Origin of the sequence: Flavobacterium sp. AJR, from assembly GCF_002156885.1 — a bacterium.
In the GTDB taxonomy this organism is placed as follows: Bacteria; Bacteroidota; Bacteroidia; order Flavobacteriales; family Flavobacteriaceae; genus Flavobacterium.
In genome coordinates this window covers 61549-87683 of the sequence record NZ_NCWQ01000002.1, presented here as the reverse complement: position 1 = coordinate 87683, position 26135 = coordinate 61549, and the positions used below count along the sequence as shown (strand labels likewise).

At 33.3% G+C, this 26135-nt stretch carries 19 protein-coding genes; 8 read left to right on the top strand and 11 right to left on the bottom strand.

Translation table 11 applies throughout. From position 1 onward, the window contains the following. Positions 1-21: 21 nt before the first annotated feature. Genes gldD through mutY form a run of 4 tightly spaced genes read right to left on the bottom strand, consistent with a single transcriptional unit; the run spans position 22 to position 3432 of the window. Positions 22-585, bottom strand: a complete 564-nt coding sequence (gene gldD, locus B8T70_RS00750) for a gliding motility lipoprotein GldD (RefSeq protein WP_039112425.1) — start codon at positions 583-585, stop codon at positions 22-24. A gap of 4 nt (positions 586-589) precedes the next feature. Next, positions 590-1885, bottom strand: coding sequence for a gliding motility-associated protein GldE (locus B8T70_RS00745; protein WP_086893573.1), 1296 nt, complete (start codon positions 1883-1885; stop codon positions 590-592). Positions 1886-1908: 23 nt separating this feature from the next. Continuing rightward, complete coding sequence (locus B8T70_RS00740; RefSeq protein ID WP_039112427.1) at positions 1909-2349, bottom strand: single-stranded DNA-binding protein; 441 nt, start codon at positions 2347-2349, stop codon at positions 1909-1911. 48 nt (positions 2350-2397) lie between these two features. Next, a complete protein-coding gene (mutY, locus tag B8T70_RS00735; RefSeq protein ID WP_086893572.1) occupies positions 2398-3432 on the bottom strand; it encodes an A/G-specific adenine glycosylase in 1035 nt (344 codons plus the stop codon). A gap of 131 nt (positions 3433-3563) precedes the next feature. Here mutY and B8T70_RS00730 point away from each other — a divergent pair, with 131 nt between their 5' ends. The 3 genes from B8T70_RS00730 to B8T70_RS00720 all read left to right on the top strand — a co-directional run bounded on the left by B8T70_RS00730 (position 3564) and on the right by B8T70_RS00720 (position 6769). After that, positions 3564-3854 (top strand): HU family DNA-binding protein, encoded by a 291-nt coding sequence (locus B8T70_RS00730; RefSeq protein WP_039112429.1) that lies wholly within the window; start codon positions 3564-3566, stop codon positions 3852-3854. A gap of 419 nt (positions 3855-4273) precedes the next feature. Then, positions 4274-5818: a ribonuclease E/G gene (locus B8T70_RS00725; protein WP_039116937.1), complete on the top strand. Its 1545-nt coding sequence runs from the start codon at positions 4274-4276 to the stop codon at positions 5816-5818. Positions 5819-5968: 150 nt separating this feature from the next. Continuing rightward, positions 5969-6769, top strand: coding sequence for a hypothetical protein (locus tag B8T70_RS00720; protein WP_086893571.1), 801 nt, complete (start codon positions 5969-5971; stop codon positions 6767-6769). A gap of 6 nt (positions 6770-6775) precedes the next feature. Here the strand turns inward: B8T70_RS00720 and pbpC are convergent, their stop codons facing one another. The 3 genes from pbpC to B8T70_RS00705 form a co-directional block, all read right to left on the bottom strand. After that, positions 6776-9151: a penicillin-binding protein 1C gene (gene pbpC / locus B8T70_RS00715; protein ID WP_086893570.1), complete on the bottom strand. Its 2376-nt coding sequence runs from the start codon at positions 9149-9151 to the stop codon at positions 6776-6778. 213 nt (positions 9152-9364) lie between these two features. Next, positions 9365-9955 carry a transposase gene (locus B8T70_RS00710; protein WP_086893569.1) on the bottom strand — a complete coding sequence of 197 codons (591 nt, stop codon included), beginning with the start codon at positions 9953-9955 and terminating at the stop codon, positions 9365-9367. 208 nt (positions 9956-10163) lie between these two features. Next, positions 10164-15845 (bottom strand): alpha-2-macroglobulin, encoded by a 5682-nt coding sequence (locus B8T70_RS00705; RefSeq protein ID WP_086893568.1) that lies wholly within the window; start codon positions 15843-15845, stop codon positions 10164-10166. A gap of 418 nt (positions 15846-16263) precedes the next feature. Here B8T70_RS00705 and B8T70_RS00700 point away from each other — a divergent pair, with 418 nt between their 5' ends. Beyond that, on the top strand, positions 16264-16797 hold the full coding sequence (locus tag B8T70_RS00700) for a hypothetical protein (protein ID WP_123912050.1): 534 nt from the start codon (positions 16264-16266) through the stop codon (positions 16795-16797). Between the two features lie 25 nt (positions 16798-16822). Here B8T70_RS00700 and B8T70_RS00695 read toward each other — a convergent pair whose 3' ends face one another. Further along, on the bottom strand, positions 16823-17455 hold the full coding sequence (locus B8T70_RS00695) for a hypothetical protein (RefSeq protein ID WP_086893567.1): 633 nt from the start codon (positions 17453-17455) through the stop codon (positions 16823-16825). A gap of 35 nt (positions 17456-17490) precedes the next feature. Next, entirely contained in the window at positions 17491-17934 is a 444-nt protein-coding gene (locus tag B8T70_RS00690) for a nucleoside deaminase (RefSeq protein ID WP_039112436.1), read from the bottom strand. Positions 17935-17995: 61 nt separating this feature from the next. On the opposite strand from B8T70_RS00690, the gene B8T70_RS00685 reads away from it, so the two are divergent. The 3 genes from B8T70_RS00685 to B8T70_RS00675 are packed head-to-tail and all read left to right on the top strand — an operon-like array spanning position 17996 to position 21727. Further along, positions 17996-18859 (top strand): hypothetical protein, encoded by an 864-nt coding sequence (locus B8T70_RS00685; protein WP_086893566.1) that lies wholly within the window; start codon positions 17996-17998, stop codon positions 18857-18859. Between the two features lie 52 nt (positions 18860-18911). Continuing rightward, complete coding sequence (locus tag B8T70_RS00680) at positions 18912-20693, top strand: 1-deoxy-D-xylulose-5-phosphate synthase (RefSeq protein ID WP_086893565.1); 1782 nt, start codon at positions 18912-18914, stop codon at positions 20691-20693. Between the two features lie 38 nt (positions 20694-20731). Next, entirely contained in the window at positions 20732-21727 is a 996-nt protein-coding gene (locus tag B8T70_RS00675) for a DUF3078 domain-containing protein (protein WP_086893564.1), read from the top strand. A 12-nt stretch (positions 21728-21739) separates the two neighbouring features. Here B8T70_RS00675 and B8T70_RS00670 read toward each other — a convergent pair whose 3' ends face one another. Together B8T70_RS00670 and B8T70_RS00665 are read right to left on the bottom strand one after the other, a co-directional pair. Then, complete coding sequence (locus tag B8T70_RS00670) at positions 21740-23086, bottom strand: deoxyguanosinetriphosphate triphosphohydrolase (RefSeq protein WP_086893563.1); 1347 nt, start codon at positions 23084-23086, stop codon at positions 21740-21742. 106 nt (positions 23087-23192) lie between these two features. Beyond that, positions 23193-23654 (bottom strand): Lrp/AsnC family transcriptional regulator, encoded by a 462-nt coding sequence (locus tag B8T70_RS00665; protein ID WP_035619782.1) that lies wholly within the window; start codon positions 23652-23654, stop codon positions 23193-23195. Between the two features lie 156 nt (positions 23655-23810). Here B8T70_RS00665 and metE point away from each other — a divergent pair, with 156 nt between their 5' ends. Beyond that, a complete protein-coding gene (gene metE / locus B8T70_RS00660) occupies positions 23811-26132 on the top strand; it encodes a 5-methyltetrahydropteroyltriglutamate--homocysteine S-methyltransferase (protein WP_086893562.1) in 2322 nt (773 codons plus the stop codon). Positions 26133-26135: the final 3 nt, after the last annotated feature.

Here is a 26135-nt window from a genome sequence, read left to right as displayed (position 1 = left end):
TTTTTTTAGTTCTATTTTTCTCTACTTCCACTTAATGGTTTCCATTAAATGCTGCATATCGTTTTTAATATAACTCGCAGCTGGCATTATCGAATCAAAATTAGGCTTAGCATAAAAGTAAACCGAACCTGTTACAAAGTGCTTAATGCTATCTGTGATGTAAAATTGAGAGTTTGTAGCCGCGTTTCCATCAACTTGATAAAACATACCGTATAATTTTTTATCAGGATTTAAATAAGGCTGTTCTAATATATCATCGGCTTTTATAACATGCTCATACGTTAACTTTTGAGCATCTTTCAATAATTTATTAATATCACCATTTACTGGTTTATACGTAAGATAAATAGTTGCTTTCATTTTTGGGTATGAAATCGTGAATCCACAATCCTTTTCCCCTTTTATAACAGCTTCTGCATTCATTTCAAAAGCAAATGGACATTGGTTTTCAAAATTCACATATTTAGCTTCAGCATAGTCCAACCTTAAATAACTCGCTGGTTTAGGCACAACATCGTCTTTACAACTAAATACAGTTATCGTCATTATAAAAAGTACGATTATGGCAATTGATTTTTTAAGCATTTTATTATTCTATTGTTACTTTTATTTGTTTTATTCTTTTGCTGTCCACAGCTTCTATTGTAAAAGTACAGTTCTGGAAAGTGATTTTTTGATTCTTCTTAGGAAAGTTCCCTATAATCTCCAAAATAAAACCACCTAATGTTTCAGCTTCTCCTTTTTGTATCTCAAACAAATCCTCATTAACATCAATGATTCTGTAAAAATCTTTTAAATTTATTTTTCCTTCAAACAAGTAATTCTTATCATCTATCTGAGAGAAATTAATATGTTCATCATCAAATTCATCACTAATATCTCCTACTATCTCTTCGATTACATCTTCTAAAGAAACCAATCCCGAAGTTCCACCATACTCATCAACAACAATTGCTAAATGGCTTTTCATACTCTGAAAATCTTTTAATAAGTTATCTAACTTTTTATTTTCTGGCACAAAAAACGGTTCTCGTATAAGCGTAACCCAATCAAAATCTTTATTATCTATATAAGGAAGTAAGTCTTTAACAAACAAAACTCCTTCAATCTGGTCAATATTATCACGATAAACTGGAATTCTAGAATATCCTTTTTCAATTATTTTAGGATAGATAGCCGCAAAAGGTTCTGAAATTTCTAATGCAAAAATATCAATTCTAGGACTCATTACTTGTTTTGTATCGGTATTTCCGAAAGAAACAATTCCTTCTAATATTTTTTGTTCTTCTGTCGAAGTATCATCCGAATCCGTAAGCTCTAATGCCTGAGACAACTGACCTACCGAAAAACTAGTTTTTTGTTTCCCTAATTTGTTATGCAAATAAATAGTTGCAGAACGCATTGGCAAACTTACCGGAGAAAGCAATTTATCCAATATTGCTATTGGGTACGCAACTCGTTGTGCAAATTTAAGATTGTTACGACTCGCATATACCTTAGGCAAAATCTCGCCAAACAACAATATTAAAGATGTAACCAGGATTACCTCTAGAATAAATTTTAAAACCGGAGAAATAACTGCGTCAAAAATATCTCTACCTACAAAAGAGAATAAAATAACAACTCCAATGTTAATAAAGTTATTGGCTACGAGCAATGTCGCTAAAAGTTTTTTGGGTTTATCCAAAAGATTAGAAATGATTCTTCCTTTGGACACGTTTTCTTGTAATGCTTCGTCTATCTCTTTTTGAGACAGCGAAAAAAGTGCTACTTCGGCACCAGAAACAATGGCCGAACAAAAAAGTAAAATAAAAATTCCAACAAAACCAACAATCAGGTTGGTATCTAAGGCGCTTGCAACGTATAAACTGGGCTCTGGGTCCAAATTAAAAAGAATTAGTTAAACAATCAAAATGGCAAATCATTTATAGGTAAGCCATCATTTGAAGCATCAAAGTTAGTGTTTTTTGATGATTCTGAAGGAGGATTTTGTTTCTGGTTCTCTGTCTCTTTTTTAGTAGTTAAGAAAGTGAACTCAGTTACCTGAATCTCGGTTGTATGCTTTGTCGAACCATCTTCGGCTTGCCATTGACGGGATTTTATTCGACCTTCGATATAAATTTTATCTCCTTTAGATAAATATTTTTCACAGATTTCTGCGGCTTTATTCCGTACCACCAAGTTATGCCACTCTGTAGAAGTGATTTTCTCATTGGTCGTTTTATTTATATAAACCTCATTAGTTGCTAATTGAAATCGCCCAATGCAATTTCCACCATCAAAATAATGCATTTTTACATCGTCACCTAAATGACCTATTAACATCACTTTATTTAATGTTCCGTTCATGGTTTATTATAGTATTTCTATCAAAGATACATTTTTTTAGAAACTTATTTATTCTGATTCGATAAAATTATGAATCACAATCGGAAATGGATATGTTTTTAAATCCTGAGCATTAATCCCATTTACAATCGTCTCTTTTAACTTTATCTTCCAAAATTTGATATACAAATGCTGGTGCGACAACTTATGAATTATACTTTTCGGATTACACTCTTCTATACCTATAATAGAATACTCCCTGAAAAAGTCCTCCTGGATACGCATCGAAACAAAATCAAAATCTTTTTCGGCATCCGTTTCTAATAACGGGAACTCATAAAGATTATGCCAAATTCCTTTAGCAGTTCGTTTTTGCAAAACCGTATTACCCAATTCATCCTCCACAACCAGATAATTAAAATATCTATTAGTTACTTTTAGTTTTTTAGATTTTACTGGCAACTCACTTACTTTCTTCTTTTGCAAAGCCACGCAGCTATCATCAAAAATACAAATGGAGCAATCCGGACTTTTAGGCACACATTGTAATGCACCAAACTCCATTATAGCCTGATTAAAAATTGCAGGATTATCTTTAGGCATTAGTTCATATGCCAGAGCTGCAAATTCTTTTCTAGCCGAAGCTGCCGCAATATCAGTTTCTATATCGAAGTAACGTGATAAAACTCGAAATACATTTCCGTCGACAACAGGAACAGCTTCATTATAAGAAAATGATGCAATTGCCGCTGCCGTATATTCCCCTACTCCTTTTAGTTTTAATAAATCATTATAGCTCCCAGGGAAGATTCCATTTAATTCATTAGCGATAAATTGTGCTGTTTGATGTAAATTTCTTGCACGAGAATAGTACCCTAATCCCTGCCAAAGTTTCAAAACTTGCTCTTCATCGGCTTTAGCCAAATCAAAAACAGTAGGAAATGCTTTTGTAAAAGACAAAAAATAAGGCATTCCTTGGGCTACTCTTGTCTGTTGAAGCATTATTTCTGATAGCCAAATGGGGTAAGAATCAGTGGTATTACGCCATGGTAAATCGCGTTTATTTTGTAAATACCATTTTATCAATTGTTTAGAAAAACTCATCATTAAATATTAGACAACAAAAGTAAAAGTTTATGTAATTAAAATTTAACGAATTAGCTTGAATATTTGTTTTTTTAATTCCTATATTTGCAAACTCAAAAAATAGTATACCATTATAAATAGGAAAGAAAATGACGAAAGCAGATATCGTAGCGAAAATTTCAGAAAAATTAGGTCTTGAAAAAGGTGACGTTCAAGCAACTGTAGAGACTTTTATGAATGAAGTAAAAACTTCATTAGAAACTGGAGACAATGTTTATTTAAGAGGGTTTGGTAGTTTTATTGTAAAAACCAGAGCTGAAAAAACTGGAAGAAACATTTCTAAAAACACCACTATTAAAATTCCAGCACACAACATTCCTGCGTTTAAACCTGCAAAAGTTTTTGTAGAAGGAGTAAAAATCAATAACGAAGCAAAATAATACTATTAATTAATCATAAAATCGATAAGATATGCCAAGTGGTAAAAAAAGAAAGAGACATAAGGTAGCAACGCACAAACGTAAAAAAAGAGCGAGAGCTAACCGCCACAAGAAGAAAAAGTAGTTTTAAACTACTTTTTTCTTTTTAAACGTTCATTGAAATTTGGGAAATTTCAAAAATTCCAAAAATTAAAATCCAAAATCCAAAAATTGAGAAATTAATCTTGATTCTATTGGAATTTGGAGTTTTAAAATTGAGATTTAAGTTTCCCTCCCGGGTTCAATACCTGTTAAAAAATATTGTTTAATCCATCCTAACAATTCAGTTATGAGTTATACGTTATGAGTTTAAGAGTTGCAAAAACTATGAACTGAAAACTGTTAATTGAAAACTAAAAAGTTCGGATAAAAATTTACAAATGAATAAAGAATTAATCATTAGATCAAGTTCTGATTTCGTAGATTTTGCCTTATTAAAAGATGGAAAACTAATTGAATTACACAAGGAAGAAGAGAAAAGCAATTTTCAAGTTGGTGATATTTTTATAGCCAAAATACGAAAACCCGTTGCTGGACTTAATGCTGCTTTTGTAAATGTAGGCTTCGAAAAAGATGCCTTTTTACATTATCACGATTTAGGACCTAACTTAGCTTCCCAACTGAAATTCATAAAACTTGTAAGCGCAGGTAAATTAAAAGATTTCTCCCTAAAAACCTTTCAGTTTGAAAAAGAGATTGATAAAGACGGCACCATTACTGATATTTTAAGTGCTAATCAATCTGTTTTAGTACAAGTCGTAAAAGAACCAATATCTACTAAAGGTCCAAGAATTAGTGCAGAACTATCTTTGGCTGGACGTTTTATTGTTTTAGTTCCTTTTTCTGACCGTGTCTCTATTTCACAAAAAATAGAAGATAAAAAAGAAAAGGATCGCTTAAAAAAACTTGTATTATCGATCAAACCTAAAGGATTTGGTGTTATTGTTCGTACAGTAGCCGAAGGCAAAAACGTAGCCGAATTAGAAAAAGATTTGCAGAACCTGCTTAGCAGATGGACTGCAATGTGTAAAAAATTACCAACTGCTCATCATCCATCCAAGGTATTAGGAGAACTCAATAGAGCTTCTTCAATATTAAGAGATGTATTTAATGATACCTTTAGTGGTATTCAAATTGATGATGAAGAGTTGTACCATCAAACGAAGGATTATCTGCAAGAAATTGCACCTTCAAAACAATCGATTGTTAAGTTTTATCAATCAAATGATACTCCAATTTTCGAGAAATATAATATAGAGAGACAAATCAAAACTTCATTTGGCAGAACCGTTTCCATGAGCAAAGGGGCTTATCTTATTATCGAACACACTGAAGCTTTACACGTTATAGACGTAAATAGCGGAAACCGTTCTAATAAGGCCACTAATCAAGAAGACACAGCCATGGAAGTTAATATGATTGCCGCCGCTGAAATTGCCAGACAATTACGTTTGCGCGATATGGGTGGAATAATCGTAGTTGATTTTATTGATATGTCTAATCCTGAAAATAGGAAAGTCTTGTTCGACTTCTTGCGAGAAGAAATGAGCGACGATAAAGCAAAACATAAAATCTTACCGCCTAGCAAATTTGGATTAGTCCAGATTACAAGACAAAGAGTAAGACCCGAAGTAAACATTAAAACTAGAGAAGAAGATCCTAACAATGAAAATGGCGAAATTGAAGCGCCAATTTTAATCATTGATAAAATATCATCTGATTTAGACAGACTTTTAAAAACCCACAAAAAAGTTGTGCTTAACACACATCCATTTGTGGCTGCATACCTCAGTAAAGGTTTTCCATCAATACGTTCAAAATGGTTTTTTGAACATAAAAAATGGGTAAAAATCATACCTCGTGACGCTTACACGTATTTAGAATATCATTTCTATGATAAAGATGGAAATGTTATTAAAGAATAAAACAAGAAACCGCCTTTCGTCCCGATAACTATCGGGAGACTGGCGGTTTTTTTGTGCTTATAAATTAAACCAAAAAACAGTTAACAAACCCAGCAAGTTAAAGTGTTTTCTTATATTTGATTCGATTTAAAATAATAAAATCAACTGAAAATGCTTTCAACAAAACACTTATATATTTCCTCAAAGAAGATAAACATATACCATCTTCTAATCATTTTTGTTTTATTCACATCCAAAATATCAGCTCAAAATGACACTATCTTTTTTGATTCGAATTGGAAAAAATCCAACAAAGAAGCTGCTATTTATTACAGAATCAAACCGATAAAAATAAAAACAAAAAGTGCAGTTGGCTACAAAATAACAAATACTGACTCGCTTTATGTAATTAATGATTACTATTTAAAAAGCAACAAAATACAATTTCAAGGATATTCCAAAGACTCTGAAGGCGAATACTTAGTTGGCAATGCAAAATGGTATGATGAAAACGACAACAAATCCGATACCAGAGAATTCAATTACAAACCAAACAACAATGCATCAGGGTTTAAAATTCCTCAATGGCCAATCCTTTATCTTGGCTATTCGATTGCAACTAAAAGTCAATTTACTGGCGGATTAGAATTTTGTTTAGATTGCAAAGAAGAAAACAAACTTTTTCTAGGCTTGGGATACGGAATTACAAGTTATGACGGCAAATATTACGGTTTGCCAGATATACATTTATCTTATAACATTCAGAAATCTATTTTTATAAAAGCTGGTGGATCAGATAAAAGTGCTTACGCATTGGCTGGTCTTACTTTTTTAAATATGATTGATTTAGGCTTTGGATATTCAGCTCCTTTTGACAAAGAAAAAAACCCTGTAATTAAAGGTTTTACTTTTGGAATCACTTTTAGATTTACCAATAACAAAAATGTTTATGGTCGTTTAAGAATGTTTTAATCCTATTTATTCCCGCACTACCTCAACTCTTCGTCTAATTTCATTTCCTAATTCATCTACAACTGTAACATAATGGAATCCGGCAGTCATTACAATAGGTTTTTCATGAAAAACTTTAGTAACGCCTTTGTACACATTATCTACATACCAAAACAATTGACTTTCTCTTTGTGAATAAGCCACTTTAAAAATCACTGGTTGTATTTCGCTATTAAAATTTTTGGTCAAATAGATTTTGCTATTGGCTTTAGGATAAATAAAATCCATTGCAGCAGTTTGTGTACCAACGCAATTATCTCTAAATGGCGGTAATGGCATATATTCTATATGTTTGCTTTTGTAATACCAAGCCATAACTGGCGGTAAAACAAACCAATTTTTTACAACCATATTCTCAATACTCTCGCAACTACTATTTACCTGAAATTTTTCCGTTTGATCTAAATGCACAATTTTATGATACTGACAAATAGAAGTCGTTTTCCCTTTTCGGGCAACCCATTGTTTTATTTTCGGACAGCCATCTTTGGCCAAATGTCCACTTAAACGACAAACCTCAACTTCATCTAAATCTCCATAAGGTGTTGTAAACCATTTTTGCCTTGGCAATAAATTAAATACATCAAATAAAATTGGTGCAGCGCTTGTAACTCCTGTTAAAGTTGGTCTTCCCTCGCCTGTTGCATTTCCTACCCAAACTCCGACTACATATCTGGAATTTGTTCCTATTGCCCAAGCATCGCGATTACCAAAACTTGTGCCCGTTTTCCATGCTATTTTAAGCGAACTATCATAAAATTTCCAAGCTTCATCTCCTTCAGGTCTGTTTACCTCTTCCATGGCGTTATACGTTAACCAAATTGACCCCGCGCCCAAGATGTTCTTCTGCGTACTTTCGTCGCCAAAATCAGGCTCAAAATCGTTTTCATAATTTAGTTCAGTAAATTCGTTTGTTCGATACTTACCATTGCTTTTATTAAAATAATTTATTGTCGAGGACATACTCGCATAACTACGACATAAATCCCATAAATTACTTTCGGCTCCACCAAGAATAAGCGACAATCCGTAATGATCTGGCGGTTTGGAAATATTTCTTAATTTGAATTTTTGCAGTTCCTCATAAAACTTATTTACTCCAAAATCCTGCAACATAAGCACCGAAGGAATATTAAGCGAACGTGATAAAGCACGGTGAGCCGGAACAGCTCCATCGAATGTCAGATTAAAATTCTGAGGTGTATAACCTGCAATTTGTGTCGGTACATCGGCAACCAGAGTATTTGGTAATATCTCGCCATCATCGAGCATTGCTGCATATAATAAAGGCTTCAAAATACTCCCTGTACTTCTTGGTGCGTCTATAATATCTACATCTTTTTGGTGATCTCCATCTGTTGGAGAATTCCCTACATAACTTATCACATTTCTGTTAGAAACATCAATTACTAAAATTGCCAGATTATTAACTTCGTTCTGCTTGTATTGATTGTAATAATATTTTGCGATTTGGTTTACTCTATTTTGTAAAGCAAACTCAACTGTAGTTTTTACTCTCGTTCCCTCTTGATTTTTAGCCACGCGCTGCAATAAATGTGGTGCTATTTGTGGCAAATCATAAGGCTTTTTAGGTAAAGGTTCTTCTATCGAAAGTTCATAGGTTTGTTTATCAATAATACCTTCCTGGTTAAGCTTACGCAAAAGGCGATTCCGTTTCTCTAATAATTTAATTTGATTCTTTCCCGGATAAATTAAACTCGGCGCATTTGGCAAAACCGCCAAAGTTGCATTTTCTGCCCATGATAACTGATTGGATTTTACTCCAAAATATCTCCATGAAGCCATTTCGAGACCTACAACATTTCCTCCAAAAGGAGCGTGAGCTGCATATAATTCCAAAATTTCATCTTTAGAATATCCTAACTCCAATCTTGTTGCAAGAATAACCTCGACTAGTTTTTCAAAATAAGTTCTACCTTTTCCTTTTCTTGATAATCGGATTACTTGCTGTGTAAGCGTACTTCCTCCACGAACAACTTTTCCGGCTTTCCTGTTTTGCTTGATTGCATTGACCATTGCAACAGGATTAAATCCGGGATGCTTATAGAAATATTCGTCTTCAAAATATACTATACACTTCTTGAACTTATCCGGAACACTATCTTGCGCAGGAAAACGCCATTGTCCGTCACGTGCAATCTTCGCCCCTAATAATTCTCCTTCCTTACTCTCAATAACTGTAGAATAGGGTTCTTGAAATAATGTTCGTGGCAACGAAAAATAATAAATCACCACTAACAAAAATGCTAGTAGTGATTTTATTTTATTCTGTTTAATCCAATTTATAATGCGTTGAAGGAACGCTTTTAATTTATTTTTCAAAGTAATCTTTTAGTATCCTAACAGGTTTTCAAAACCTGTTAGGTATATATTTTTCAGTTCTTATTTTTAATACTTTTTCTTCTATTTCTAGAATACCTTGCAAGCTTCCAATACCTTTTAGATATATTCTTTAGTTCTACTTTCAATCTCTCCCATAGCTAACTGATACCTAACAGGTTTTGGAAACCTGTTAGGAGAACTCAACGGATTTTTCTATTCGTCACTTAAATTTACATCATTGATTACTCCCTCATAAACAATCCTTCTTTCATTATGACAAATTTTAAAATTATCTAAACCATCAAATAATTCGAGAATAGATTCTCTATCAATACTTGTTAGCTTTTCGGACAAATAAGAACGATATGATGAATGCAAATAAGAGTCGAAATATTCTGTAAATTTATGCTTAAGAGGATTCAAATGAACATATATAATTAATTGTTTCAAATACACTTCATCTTCTATTCTGTTCCTTTGTAAATGTTCTTGAAATAAACTTCCTGTTCTATTATAAGCTTTATTAATACTTTTAGAATAAGCATTAAACAAATTTGAAAATGGCAGATGAATCTTCTCTTTTGATTTTTCAGATAAATTACTTTCATCTTTTATCCTTAAAACAATATGAAAATGGTTTTTCAGCAAACAATAGGCATAAATATCCGCTATTGGTAAAATATACTTTTTTACTTTTTCCAGAAAATAATTATAATTCTTTTCTTCTATAAAAATATCTTCTTTATTATTTCCTCTGTTATAAATATGATAATATTGTCCTGCTTCAAAAATATCCTTCTTCACCTTCTTCAATTTTATTATCCTAACAGGTTTCTAAAACCTGTTAGGTATACTCTAATATTTAATTATCTGTCTTTCCTAACTAATTTTAGAAACTTGTTAGGCATACTTTAACGGCTCTTGATTCTAATATTCGTTCTCTCATTCCTATATACCTAATAATACCTAACAGGTTTTAGAAACCTGTTAGGATATGAAATCCAACAGAACTTTACTTCACAACCTCTACCCAAAATCCTTTTGTTCTCGCTAAGAATGTATTATCATACATTGCTTCGCATTGTAATCCTGGCAAATAATAATTTCCAAGATACGATGCGTTCAATAGGATTTTAAAGACTTTGGTTTCACCGGCTTTTAATCCAAAATAGAAATTTGTTCTATCATCACGAATATCGATATAATCGGCTACATTATTGGTTGCATCTCCATAATCGGTAAAACGAGTATTTACAATTTCGAATCCTGAAGGTAGAATTTGTGATAATGCTACATTTTCTACACGCTCATTTCTTTGGTTTCTAACGGTCACCTCAGCAATAAACTCTGTTCCTTGAGTAATCTTTGAAACATTAATTACTCCACCTTTTCTGTTTTTAAACACTATACCAGCAGATACATCACTCTGAACTACATTTTCCTGACCTATTGGTAAAATTCCAGTATTTAATACTCGAACATAAATCGTATTCTTTTTATTGTTTTTTAAAGTAATACTGTTTGAGCCCATTTTAACTACTAAACTTCTGTCAGCAACTGTTTTTGAAGTTTTTATAACCTGACTTTTTCCGTCTTTGCTAAACTGTACATCTATTCCTTTAACACCATTGTTCAATGAGAATTTAGACATTGCATACAAAGAATAAGCGGTAGTTTGCGTGCTCATCCATCGATCACTTGCCATACTTTTAGCCAGTTTTGTAGCCATCGCAAATGCTTTTTGTTTCTGTCCTAATAATAACATTGTTTCCAGAGCCATTGCACGATTTCTATCGCTTGAACCATAGTAATAATAATTATAACTAGACGATTCGTCATCGATTGTACTACTTAATAACAAACTCGAAGCAGCACTTTTTTGACCTGCTAAAACATACGCTGCTGCCAATCGTAATTTACTTTCGTTAGAGATTCCCTTGGTTTCACGTAATCTGTTCATCGAAGACAAATCTGACGAACCTGCTAAAGCCAATGTGTACAAACGATACGCTTGCGCCATATCATTCCCGTAACGTGGTTCAAATCGCCATTGTTTTGCTTCTCTTTGTTGATAAGAAAGCCATTTTGATTTAAAATTAATTGGCAAAACATATCCTTTCTTCTCTGCTTCTATCATAAAATGTCCAGCGTATGAACTTCCCCAATCATCAGCAATCGAATTTCCTTGCCAGTATGAAAGTCCACCGTTTGGCAATTGGAAACTTCCTAATCTTGTAATTCCAGCAGTAACATTCTTTTGGATAAGTTGCTGACGTGTTGCATCAATATCAGCAACATCATTTAAGAATAATTGCGGAAATACGGATGAAGTTGTTTGCTCTACACATCCATGTGGATACTGAATAAGAAACTGTAAACGTCCGTTTAAGTTAATCGTTGGCATCGACGATACTTCCAGTTTCGCTTTATTACTTCCCGAAACTCCGAATGTTTTCCATACAATTGTCTTAGAACTATTAGGCTCTAAAATAACATCTGTAAAAGTATTAGTAACAGGATTTGGATTTGTCATATCTATTTCGACATCATAAACTGACTTCTCAGTTCCTGATGTAGCAATAACCTGCACTTTGGCAATTCCGGTTGCACCTCCAACTTCTAGATTAAAATAAGCCATTTTTTCGTCGGGCTGAGCAAATGTCAATCTTTGCGCTGGACTTCCTACAACTCTTAATCCATTGCTTGTTTTTATTTGTACAGTAACGTTTTTGATGTGTTTTTCCATTGCAAAAATTGTAACTGGAAGTGTTACTTTTTCTGATGGAGAAATTTTTCTAGGCAATGAAGCCAATACCATTAACGGACTACGTACCGGAGTTGCTTTTTCAACACTTCCGTAAGCACTTGTATTCGCATCTCCCGCTACAATCATTGTTCGCACTGAACCAATGTATTTAGGCAATTTTACCTGATGTGTTTTCGTTTCTCCTTTTTTTAATTTGAATGGTCCAAGATAAATAACGACTGGTTTAAAACGATTGGCTTTTTTTGCTTTTCCGCCACCTAAATCCTGGTCTCCACCAATACTGAAAATCTGATTTACTTTTCCGCCATATGCTCCAATAACATCATCATACACATCCCATGTTTTCACACCCAAAGCTTCACGTACATAAAAACTATCCCAAGCGTTTGGTGTTTTAAATCGGGTTAAATCAAGTAAACCTTCATCGACAACTGCAATCGTATAGGTCATTTCTTTTCCTGATTTCTCGCTTACTTTTATAGGAAACGTTTGCTCCGGTTTTAGTACATCCGGCATAGCAATGCTTGGAGCAAGAATCGTAGTTTTATCAATTACTTCGATAGGAACGATTCCGTACATACGAATTGGCGAATCATTCTTAGTCGATGCATGCGGTTGTAAAAGTGTTATATTAAAATACACATTAGGTGCCATTGCTCCAGTAATCGGAACTTCGACCTTAGTTTCTCCTTTTTGAGTTTTCACCCAAAGTGTCTGTACTACTTTCGATCCATTTTCTATAGAAACCAAAGCGCGCCCACCTTCGCTTGACGGGAAAGATATTTGTGCTTTTTCGCCTACTGCATAATTCTTTTTATCTGTAGAAAAAACAAGCATATTAGCTGTAGAAGCATCTGTGTTTCTTGTCTTTCCAGACCATATTGGCCAGTCAATATTTACTGTTATTGCCGATGCGTGTCCGCCTATTTCATCCGAAACACGAATTAAGTAACGTCCCCATTCTTCATCTGTCAAAGCAAACTGACAACTTCCTTTTCCGCTTGAATCTGTATTTACAGTAAATGTTTTATATGATGTTGTCGCATTCGACGAATTATAATTGGATAAATTATCACTCGAAGCATCCCACCACCAGCGCCATTCTGTTTTATACACTTTTACCTCAAGGTTTCTTACGGATTTTGGTCTTCCGTTTTCATCAACTGTAACAATATCAAATCGGTTTTGCTTACGAGTTTCCAGCATTCCGTATTTAGTAGGTTCTGGCGATTTTACTCCCACATAAGTATTATACGGAGAATAAGTTGTCGAGATAACATCGGTACTAAAATCTCCACCTTCTTCATACACTTTAGTAATAAAAGCTGCTTTTAGCATTCCCGGTGCCTGACCTTGTAATTTAGGTTCAATGTTTACCGACGCTCTTCCGTTTGCATCTAGTTTACCTGAAAATATATTAATTTCTTCGGTACTAAATTGACGTACTAAATCGTCAAAAACAAATTTATCATAGCCTTTAAAAGTCGTGCTTTGTTGCGAAAATTTTGCCTGCATTTCTACATTCAGATTTTTAGCAATAGCTCCATGAAGCCATGTAACTTCCAGGCTACTTGTATTTGGATATGATGAAGATAATATTGCTCTCCTGAAAGTATTTTTAATTTTTAAACGATTCGGTTTAATCGTCTCAATTTTTATGCTCTTATAATATTTGGCTCCACCAACGCTTACCATTGCTTCCCAATTTCCTGTAGGCGCTTCTGTATCTGTAGGAACTGTAAACGCATAATGGTTTAAGTCATTGGATTTTTGTACGGTTTGATAGGTAACTTTTCCGTTAGGATCGGTTAATCTAAATTTTATCGGATGCGCTTTTGGTAGTTTATTTGCAGCATCATTAAGTATAAATGACAAATACAAATTATCTCCCGGACGCCAAACACCACGTTCGCCGTAAATAAATCCTTTTAATCCTTTTTGCAAGGTTTCTCCAGCAACATCAAAATTACTTACCGACAATGAATTTCCATCATCAAGTTTCACGTAAGTCGATTGTGTTCCTAAAGTAACAATAGCAAAATAAGCAAATTTGTCTAACTGAAAAGAAGCAATTCCTTCGCTGCTTGTTGCTCCTGTTGCTAGTTTTTGTTGTTGAAAACTATATAAATCTACTCTTGCATTCGAAACTGGTTCTGTTGTGATTATATTATTTACTACAAATAAATACGATTTATTCTCTCCTCTTTTAGCAATTACTCCTAAATCTGAAGCTAAAATATTTGTTCCTATTTTGGCATTGTAATAATACGAACCTGTACAAGGATCCTGGCTTTCTCTCCATTCGTAATCATCGTAATAATAGTCGTCATACGAATTACCGCTGTAGTTCACATCATTTTCATCTACATCTTCTTCCTCTTCGGTTTGATCTGTATCTGGTTCAGAAGTTTCGCATTTATATAAAGAATATGCTCTCTTGTACGAGAACTCTACTCTATAAATTGCACCTGGTTCTGGAGTTATAATTTTAGATAAATCTAATGCATAGGTATTCCACTTCGTCGGATTAACTAATGTATTATCTTTAAGATTAAGCGTTGTTTTAGCAACAGGCTGTGCAACTCGTTTTAGGTTCTGAGCTCCGTTTAATTCGTTATTTTGAAGAAATTGTAATATGTTATTTTTATAAATCTTGTAAACTTTTACATCTACCGCCCCAAGATTTACTGCTTCAAAATTCAGTTTTAAATTATTAGAACTTGGCAAAATTGTTCCGTTTTTAATAAAACGAATGTTTGGTTTTATTTGGTCAAAAGAAATCTTCTCCGAATAATTCTCTGCCATTTTTCGACCATACTGACTTTCTATCCCTTGAAAAACTTCTAATAATAACTCGCCTGTTACTGTTTGATCAGATACTAGTTCTGGTTCTGCGACTTCTTCAGCCGCAGCTTCAACAGCTACCGCAGCACTATCTACACTTACACTCGTTGAATCTACAGCTACACTTGCTGTATCAACAACTACAACAGCAACGTCATGTACCACTTCCTCAACAGGCTTTTCGTTACTAAAATAAACTTTTAGCGTATTTCCTTGTGTTGAGAATTTTAGATTATTTGTATTTTGTATGGCAACCAATCCTTTAAAATCCTGTCCTTTCTCTAATGGTTCTGAGAAATTAATTAATACAGATTGATTGTTTTCATCTGGAATTTCGACTTTAATAATTTTAAACTCATTTATTGATGTTATCGGGAAATCCATTTTTCCTTTTTGATCAATGTCAAAATCACTTCCATCATAAGAAATTTCAAGATTACTTACGTCAGATAAACGCTGAATACTATCTATGATAAACTTAAATTCTTTTCCTGAACTTGCTGCTTTATCAAATTTAATAGTAAGATCTTTTCCGTTATGGCTCGCCATAACCAACTTCTTTGCTGTCTCTAAATCTATAACATCGGCTGTTTTTAATACACAATTTAGATACTGATATTCTTTACTATAGGATTGAACATCTAGTGTATTTACGATAAAATCCTGCTTAACCGTTTTAACAGTAAAGTTGAATTTAGAAAGATCCTTATCATCATCTCCTTTTTTAGGAAGCGTAATTAGTTTATCTAAATTTAGTGTTACCTGATATTCGGTTCCGGGTTTTAACTTTTTTTCGGGAATAAAGGCAATTGTATTACTCGAGAGCGCTACAACTTTACCATCGACACTTGGAGAAATATCGAATAAGTCATTATCTAAAACTTCATTTACTTTCCACTCCTTTTTTTCAAAAGCCAGAACAACGCGTATATCCGATTGAGATGAAACTATCCCACCAGTAAAACTCGTTATATATTCTTTGAACAATGAAAAATCAGAATTGAAATCGGCAGCAGATTTCCTGCCACAACTCTGAAAAATAAAAAACACAAACAACGCGTAAACTAATCCTCTTGCTTTCAATTGAGTATATAATTAATGGTTACAAAATAATATCGTATATAAAGATCATAGCACTTCACAATCAAAACCCTGATTCCTTAATTGCTCATTATATGTAATAAAAGTACTGTAAATTTTAATTACTTTCAAGAAGAAAGTAAGCATAAAATTCTATAAAACAAAGCAATATCTATTTTAAACAATGATAACCAATAGTTTACATTTTTTGCATTAAAAATAAAAAAGCTTAATGTATTATTCATTTGGCTTATTTAGGCTGAAAATATATTCTAGATGCTAATTTAAATATCTAATTTTCAATTGCTTTTAAAAATAAATCACTCCAATGATGATGAATAAATTTTATTAAAAGTTATGAAAAACCAATTATTAAATGTAGTATATTTCGCTAATTTTAATTAAGGAAAAATAAAATAGCTTGAATAAATATTCTACAGAAAATGAATTTATTATAAAAAATAAATCAGTTATCGTATACCTCCTGATGGTAGTAACTTTTATTATTTTGTTGTGTTTTACGGATTATTATGTTCTACCAACCTCAAAAACAACGGATGCAATAACACATCGTGTAGTGAGAAGCTCTATGAGAGGTAGTTATGGATCTAAACCTCAAAAAGTTTCTGTTCATTATTACACACAGAAAGGTTTTACTTTTTCGACTACCAATGATGATATTAAGGAGAATGATATCGAACTTGAGTATTCTTTGTTATTTAAATCTGTAACTAAAGTAAGATCTAATAAGAATGATTACACCGATCTTCTTCATAATGATTTAAGTAGTAACGGGATTCAGTTTTACTTTTGTGGTGTACTACTTATTTCCATAGCTATAAGTTTGAGAATACTTCTCTCGAAAAAGGGCTTTTCTGAAAACACATTTTACAACATAATTTGTTTTAATTCATTTATGATATTCGTATGTGTTTACATGACTTATCTGTATTAAACGAAGATATCTTTATTTATAACTTTTAAAACTCTACACCAAGCTTAGACAATACATTCTCTAATTCTGTAAAATGCTCTTTTGTATTTGCTGCATAAAACAGCTGATTATTAGCCATAATTATAATTACATCATCATCATAATTACCATAAAAATTTATTCCTTCAAGCCATTGCCTAAATGAAACTCCTTTATTTCGGTAATTTTCAACAACAAAATCTAGCTCATGTTGTTCTAATTCATAAAATGTATTGCATGGAAATTCTAATGCAAAACCAGCCTGAAGAAAAGCCATTGCAGTAAAAAATTCCGTTAAGGTTTCTGTTTCCAAGTTCCATTCTTTTCCATCGGCACTCATAAAAACAGGCGGATTCGATTTTGACAAATCGTCTTTATGAATTCCCCAAACACATGCTCTTTGGTTTTCAGAATAAAATATCAAATAATCATTCTGTTTATAATATTGAAATCGCTCTGGTATAATTAGCAAATCTTGCGTTTGATTTAAGCTTTGAATCTTACCTAATTCACTATAGTAATCAACAAATACCTCAGGAAGTTGCCCGAAGATATTTTTAACAATTTGAATTTCATCATTAGTAAAACCATCAGGTTCTGTAATATGAAATAGTTTTTTTATTATTGAAAAATCAGTCATAATAACTTTTTAATAAGAATGAAACGGCGACAAAATTATCTTCGCCTTTTAGCAAAGAAACGTTTCATTAAATCCGAAGCTTCATTTGCCATAACACCACGAACAACAACAGTTTTAGGATGTAATTGTGTTCCCATTTTTTCGTAACCTCGATGTTCATCACTTGCTCCAAAAACAATTTTAGAAATCTGACTCCAATATAAAGCACCTGCACACATCTGGCAAGGTTCTAATGTTACATAAAGCGTACAGTCTTTTAGATATTTCCCGCCTAAAAAATTAGCGGCAGCTGTTATCGCTTGCATTTCGGCATGAGCCGTAACATCATTTAATAATTCGGTTAAATTATGGCTTCTTGCAATGACTTTATTGTCAATTACAATAATGGCTCCAACAGGAATTTCATCTTTATCAAATGCCATTTCTGCTTCTTGCAAAGCCTTTTTCATAAAATACTCGTCGGTAAAAATATCTATCATAAAACAAAAATACATTTTTAAGAAGTAATTTTTATTACATTTATTTTTTGATATTCAAATTATGCCAACAAAACATAAAATAAGTATTCCTGAACCTTGCTACGAAAACTGGGATAAAATGACGCCTGCCGAAAATGGTCGTTTTTGCATTAGCTGCTCTAAAACTGTAGTTGATTTCACAAGAATGCTACCTGATGAAGTGCAGCATTTTTTTATTGTAAATAAAAACAAAAGTGTTTGCGGAAGATTCAAAAACTCTCAATTAGAAAATGTAACAATTCAAATTCCAACTGAAGTTTTATACAGGCAGACTCAATATCATAAAATGTTTTTATTGGCTTTGTTTATTGCTATGGGAACTACATTGTTTAGTTGCCAAGATAAGAACGGAGACAAGCAAAAAATTGACAAAATAGAGATTGTTAAGGATTCCTCAACTGACCAAAGAGTTATGGTTGGCGATATTAAAGTTAGTGGAAATGAATCAACTCAGGTTCCGCCTCCACCGCCTCCAAAAATTAATCAGGTTAAATTTGTAAAACCAGTTCCTATAAGTCACAGCAAAACCACTAAAGGTAAAACACAATCTTCAAAACAAAATAAAGAAGATGATTCCGTATTTACTACTGGTGCGGTAATACATATAAATGCAGAATTTCCTGGAGGTATTGACCCATTTTATACTTTTTTTGAAAATGAATTTAAAATGCCCGAAAATACAGATACCAAAAATCTTAAAATTAGAATCTCTTTTGCAGTAGAAGAAAACGGAACTTTATCATATCTTCAATCTGTACCAGCTATTGATAAAACAATAGAGAACGAAATCATTAGGGTTTTAAGTTTATCTCCAAAATGGGAACCGGGAGAATCTAATGGAAAAAAAACAAGGATGCAATATTCCTTACCAATTGTATTGGAATGAGATCTCAGGTAAAATTTAAATTTAAAACCGTAAATTTGCTTTTTACCTTACAATGAAAAGCAATTTACTTCCCAACATATACAATCCCGCCGATTTACGCTTACTTCCCGAAGCGCAACTTCCTCAAGTTGCTCAGGAATTACGTGATTTTATTATTGAGATTGTTTCTGTAAAAGAAGGCCATTTGGGCGCAAGTCTAGGTGTTACCGAACTTACTATTGCTTTGCATTATGTATTTAATACTCCCGATGATTTATTGGTTTGGGATGTAGGACATCAAGCTTACGGACATAAAATCCTGACCGAAAGAAGAGAAAATTTCCATACCAATCGTCAGCTTAACGGGATTTCTGGTTTTCCTAAAAGAGCCGAAAGTAACTATGACACTTTTGGCGTAGGCCATTCTTCTACTTCTATTTCGGCAGCATTAGGAATGGCAATTGCATCTAACTTAAAAGGTGATTTCGACAAACATCATATTGCTGTAATTGGTGATGCTTCGATTGCATCGGGAATGGCTTTTGAAGGTTTAAATCATGCCGGAGTGACCGATGCTAATTTATTGGTAATCTTAAACGACAATGCAATCGGGATTGACCCAAGTGTAGGTGCGCTTAAAAAATATCTCACGGCTGTAAAAGAAGGGAAAAATCCGAAGAAGAATAACATGATTAAATCATTGAATTTTGATTATTCGGGTCCTATCGATGGTCATGATATTTTTGCTTTAATAAAAGAATTAAAACGTTTAAAAAATATAAAAGGTCCTAAATTCCTGCATATTGTAACTACCAAAGGAAAAGGATTGCAGCAAGCCGAAGAAAATCAGGTTCAATATCACGCTCCTGGAAAATTTAATGCTTCGACTGGAGAAATCATTCCTAAGATAGAGGACAACCTTCCGCCAAAATACCAAGATGTATTTGGTTTAACCATTTTGGATTTAGCCCAAAAGAACGAAAAAATTGTTGGTATTACTCCTGCAATGCCTTCTGGAAGTTCACTTAAATTTATGATGGATGCTTTCCCAAAACGCGCCTTTGATGTTGGTATTGCCGAACAACATGCGGTAACACTTGCTGCTGGAATGGCAACTCAGGGAATGATTGTTTTTTGCAATATATATTCAACTTTTTTGCAACGTGCATACGACCAAGTGATACATGATGTCGCATTACAAGATTTACCAGTTATCTTTTGTCTGGACAGAGCTGGCTTGGTTGGAGAAGATGGCGCAACACATCATGGCGTTTTTGATATTGCTTATTTGCGTTGTATTCCTAACCTAATAATTTATGCTCCTATTAACGAGATAGCATTACAGAATATTTTATATACTGCTCAACTGGGATTAAATCATCCTATCGCAATTCGATATCCTAGAGGTCGCGGCGTTATTACAGATTGGCAAAAGAATTATTTTAAGAATTATGCTACAATCGAAATTGGAGAGGCAACTTGCCTTAAAGATGGTAGTGAAACCGCTGTTTTATCTACTGGAACTATTGGAAACAACGTAATAACTGCACTAGCAAATATTGGCAATCCAAATACTATTGCTCATTACGACTTTCCTTTCATTAAACCATTAGATAACAAACTACTACATTCTATTTTCAGTAAATACTCATCCATAATTACTATCGAAGATGGTGCTATAAATGGTGGTTTTGGAACTGCTATTTTAGAATTTTCGGCATTACATAATTACAACACTAAAATACAAATACTAGGAATTCCAGACACATTTATTGAGCATGGAACTGTTACCGAATTGCAACAATTATGCAATATTGACGTTAAAAGTTTAGAAAATCTTTTTTCTGTTGGTTAAAAATAATTATTTTGCGGACCCAAACAAAAAATGCCATAATGAAATTATTCCGTTTATCTATTTTAGTACTTCTTATATTTTGTTCTTCTAAAAATTTCGCTCAGAATTCTAAAATTCAGACGCAATTGGTACCTGAAATTCAAACTCAATTAGAAGACACTACATCTAATTGGACTAAAAAAAATAAATTGGGTTTTGATCTTACTCAAATTGCATTTGTTAACTGGAGTGCCGGGGGTACTAGTTCTATCTCTGGACTTTTTAAAGGAGAATTTTCGAGAACATATACTCATGGTAACCATAAGTGGGCAAATGAACTTCTTTTAAAATATGGTTTAAACAAACAAGACGGTATTGAATTAAGAAAAACCGATGATGCTTTCCTGTTTAACTCTACTTATGGTTTCAGAAAAGATACACTTTCAAACTGGTATTATTCAGCTAAATTTAATTTCAATTCTCAATTTACAAATGGTTATTCTTATCCAAATACAGATAACCCGATTTCGAAACCTTTTGCCCCTGCATATGTATTCTTAGGAGCTGGAGCTGAAAACGCAAATAAAGAAAAGAATCGTACTTTTTATTTCTCACCTGTTACACTAAAGACCACTTTGGTTCTAGACCAGGTCTTGGCAAATCAAGGAGCTTTTGGTGTTAAAAAGGCAGTTTACGCACCAGACCCACTAGATCCTAATACACAAATTCTGATTGAAAAGGGAGAAAAAATAAAAGCTGAATTTGGTATTCTATTAACTGGTTATACTAAAAACGAAATCTTCAAAAATATGTTTTTTGAAAACCGTCTTAGCCTTTATACCGATTACCTAAATCGATTTGGAAATATCGATATCGATTACGCGACTCGTTTAGACTTAGTTGTAAACGAATATGTCAAAGCAAACGTTGGTGTACATTTTGTGTACGATGATGACATCAAATCAAAAAAAGAAGTTAATGGGGAACAAGTCACAGAAGGACCAAAGGCACAACTAAAACAAGTTCTGGGAGTTGGTGTAGTATATGCCTTTTAGATAATTAATTTGTTACGTTGTTTTTCTTCCGTTTATAGTATCATATAATTCCAATGCATTTCCATCGGTTAGTAATGAAACGTAATGGCATATGTGCAGCAATCTTTCATACAGACCTTCTTTTTCTAAATGATGCTTTTCTGGCAACATTTTTAAAATCAATGCATCATAGTTAGATGCTTTTCCGTCGTATTTATTATTAAAAGCTGTTATAAATTTATCTAGCAGTGTTTGGATAATCTGATACCCTACTATTTCTTTTTCGATTACTTCACGGCTCTGATAGATATTCTGAACACTAAGATTTATAATATCATCCATTTGCGCTTTGTACTGGCTTTTATCCATTAATGCAAACGGAAATTTACCTGCAAGAATAGCTTCTTCGTTATCAACAAAAACCTTAACGGCATCATTTATCAAACTTCCAATTGCTAGTGCACGTAAATAACTAATACGATCCTCTTTGGTAGTAAGTGTTTTATATTTGGCAACGCCTATATTGTCTTTCACCAATTTAATCAAGTATTCTAAAGCATAATCCTCAGAAACAAGCCCAAGATTTATTCCATCTTCAAAGTCAATAATAGTATAGCAAATATCATCTGCTGCTTCGACTAAATAAGCTAGTGGATGTCTTTCAAAACCAATATCATCTCCTGATTTATTAGGTAACATTCCCATATCGACAGCTACTTTATTAAAAAAGTCTTTATCGGTCTGGAAGAAACCATATTTTTTATCGGCTATATTTTTGGTTGGTTTTTTAGGCAAACTCTCTTTCGGATATTTCATAAAAGCTCCTAATGTAGCGTACGAAATACGAAGTCCTCCTTCTATTCCCGGACGACTTGCTGTAAGAACCGAAAATCCATTAGCATTACCTTCAAAATCTATTAGATCCTGCCATTCTTTATCAGTCAAATGCTCTTTATACTGTTGTCCGTTTCCTATAGAGAAATATTCTCCAATAGCTTTTTCTCCTGAATGTCCAAAAGGTGGATTCCCGATATCGTGTGCCAATGATGCCGCCGCAACAATAGCTCCAAAATCATTCATATGATATCCGTGAACTTCTTTTAAGTATGGATATTTTTCGATGATTTTTTTTCCTACCAAACGCCCTAACGAACGTCCTACTACCGAAACTTCTAAACTATGCGTTAATCGGGTATGTACAAAATCTGTTTTAGAAAGCGGAATTACCTGTGTTTTATCTTGTAAACTTCTAAAAGCTGCTGAAAATATAATTCGGTCATAATCTACTTCAAATCCCAATCGCGTATCATCTTGTTCTACACGTAATCTTTTGCTAGTATCGCCTTGGCGTTTTAGTGATAAGAGTTGTTCCCAGTTCATTGTGATTTTAGATTTCAGATTGTTGATTTTAGATTATAGCACCGATGGCTATAGAATTAGATTTAGAAGGGCAAAAATACATTTTTATTTCAGTACTTTATAATGATTAAAACTCTAATGCTGTACTGTGTTTAATCTCTCCCATTACAAAAATACTGTTTGTATTACCTATGTTTTCTATGGTAGATAATTTATTCATTACAAAATCCTGATAACTAGTCATATCCTGAACAAGGATTTTTAGCATAAAATCATAATCGCCCGCAATATTATAACATTCTATAATTTCTGGAAGCGCCACAATATCTTTTACAAAATTGCTTCCTACGTTTTTTGCATGTTCTTTTAACCGAACGTTACAGAAAACTGTCATTCCACAATTCATTTTTTTCTTGTCTAGCAGCGCTACATATTTAGTAATATATCCGTCTCGTTCTAATCTTTTTATGCGTTCGTAAACAGGTGTAACGGTCAAGAATAATTTGCTTGCCAGGTCTTTTGTATTGATATTTGAGTTCTCCTGAAGATGTCTTAAGATCTCTAAATCGGTTTTATCTAAATTTTCCATAGTAATTTTTACGGCTAGAGTTCGCTTAAGAAGAATTAATCAGTATTATAATCTTCAAAAACAAACTAATTAAAGTTTATTTACTTAAATAAAAGCCAAATATAAGTTATAAAATCTAATGCAATAAATTTGTTCAGTAAAAAATACTGAAACAAAATGAAAACAAATAATTTAGGTTATCCTCGAATTGGCAGCAACAGAGAATTAAAAAAAGCTAGTGAATTATACTGGGCAGATAAAATTTCGGCAGAAGAACTTCTGGCTGTCGGAAAAAACATCCGTAAAGAAAACTGGCAACTACAAGCCGCATCTGGCATTGATTTAATTCCGTCGAATGATTTCTCATTTTACGATCAGGTTCTGGATTTAACATTGACTTTAGGAGCAATTCCTGAACGTTATAATGATTTTGCAAGAACTAATTCTTCTATCGATTTGTATTTTGCAATGGCTAGAGGTTCGCAAAAAAACGGACAAGATGTTGTTGCTATGGAAATGACAAAATGGTTTGATACCAATTACCATTACATTGTTCCTGAATTTACAAAAAACCAAAAATTTACTCTGTTTTCAGAAAAAATAATCAATGAATTCAAAGAAGCAAATGATTTAGGTATTGCTACAAAACCTGTACTTATCGGACCTATCTCCTACTTACTTTTAGGAAAAGAAAAAGAAGAAGGTTTTCACCGAATTGATCTTATCGAATCTTTGCTTCCTGTATATTTTGAAATATTTGCAAAGCTTGAAGCCGAAAATGTAACTTATATTCAATTAGACGAGCCTTTCTTAGCGCTGAACTTAACCGATAAAGAAAGAAACACTTTTACGAAAGTATATACTGAAATCAACAACCGTTTTCCTAATATCAAAATCATCCTTGCCAATTACTTTGATTGCTTTGGCGAAAACCTAGCTACGGCATTGGCCTTACCAGTTGATACTTTACATTTAGATTTAGTTCGTTGTCCGTTACAATTAGATGATATTTTAGAATCAAATCAACTATCTCCAAACGTAAATCTTTCTCTTGGTTTGGTTGATGGAAGAAACATCTGGAAAAATGATTTTAAAAATTCATTGGCAATTATCGAAAAAGCGACTAAAGCTCTTGGCGAAAACAGAATATTAATTGCTCCATCGTGTTCATTAATTCACAGTCCTTGCGATTTAGAGTTAGAAACAAACAACGAAACGCTTACTCCAGAAATTAAGCAATGGTTGGCTTTTGCGAAACAAAAAATACAAGAAGTTGTTTTATTGAAACAGTTTGCTTCAAAAGAAATAGACACAGAAAACTCTATTCCATTTGCAGAAAATGCATTAGCAAACGAAAACAGAAAAACATCAAAATTAATCCATAACGAATCGGTTAAAAATCGTGTGGCAAGTATTTCGACAGGAGATGATAAACGCAAAAATACTTTTGCTATCCGACGCAAAAAACAAATCGATGCTTTAAATCTTCCTTTGTTCCCTACAACAACAATAGGTTCTTTCCCGCAAACTCCCGAAGTAAGAAGCTGGAGAGCAAAATTTAAAAAAGGCGAATTAACGCAACAACAATACGACGATTTAATCAAGAAAGAAACTGAAGATACAATTCGTTTTCAGGAAGAAACTGGCATTGATGTTCTCGTGCATGGTGAGTTTGAACGTAATGATATGGTGGAATATTTTGGTGAGCAATTAGCCGGATTTACTTTTACCAAAAATGGTTGGGTACAAAGTTATGGTAGCCGTTGTGTAAAACCTCCTGTAATTTATGGTGATGTTTCGAGACCTAACCCTATGACAGTAAAATGGTCAGAATATGCGCAATCGCTAACTCCTAAATGGGTAAAAGGAATGTTAACTGGTCCAGTAACTATTCTGCAATGGTCATTTGTTCGTAACGATCAGCCGCGCTCTCAAACCTGTACTCAAATTGCATTGGCAATACGTGATGAGGTTGTAGATCTTGAAAATGCAGGGATTAAAATTATCCAAATTGATGAACCTGCTATTCGCGAAGGATTGCCATTGCGTAAAGAAGAATGGGCAACTTACTTGGATTGGGCTGTAAAAGCTTTCCGTATTTCGGCAAGTGGCGTTAAAGACGATACTCAAATTCATACACATATGTGTTATAGCGAATTCAATGACATTATCCAGAATATTGCCGATATGGATGCCGATGTAATCACGATTGAATGTTCGCGTTCGCAAATGGAATTACTAGATGCTTTTGCCGATTTTAAATATCCTAATGAAATTGGACCTGGAGTTTACGATATTCACTCGCCTCGCGTACCATCTAGTCAGGAAATGGTTAAACTATTAGAAAAAGCTTCGGCCGTCATTCCTGTAGATCAATTATGGGTAAATCCTGATTGTGGTTTAAAAACACGTCATTGGGATGAAACAAAAAAAGCTCTGATCGAGATGGTTGCTGCAGCTCAGGAAATGAGAACTGCTGTTGAAAATCCAGTGAGTTAATAA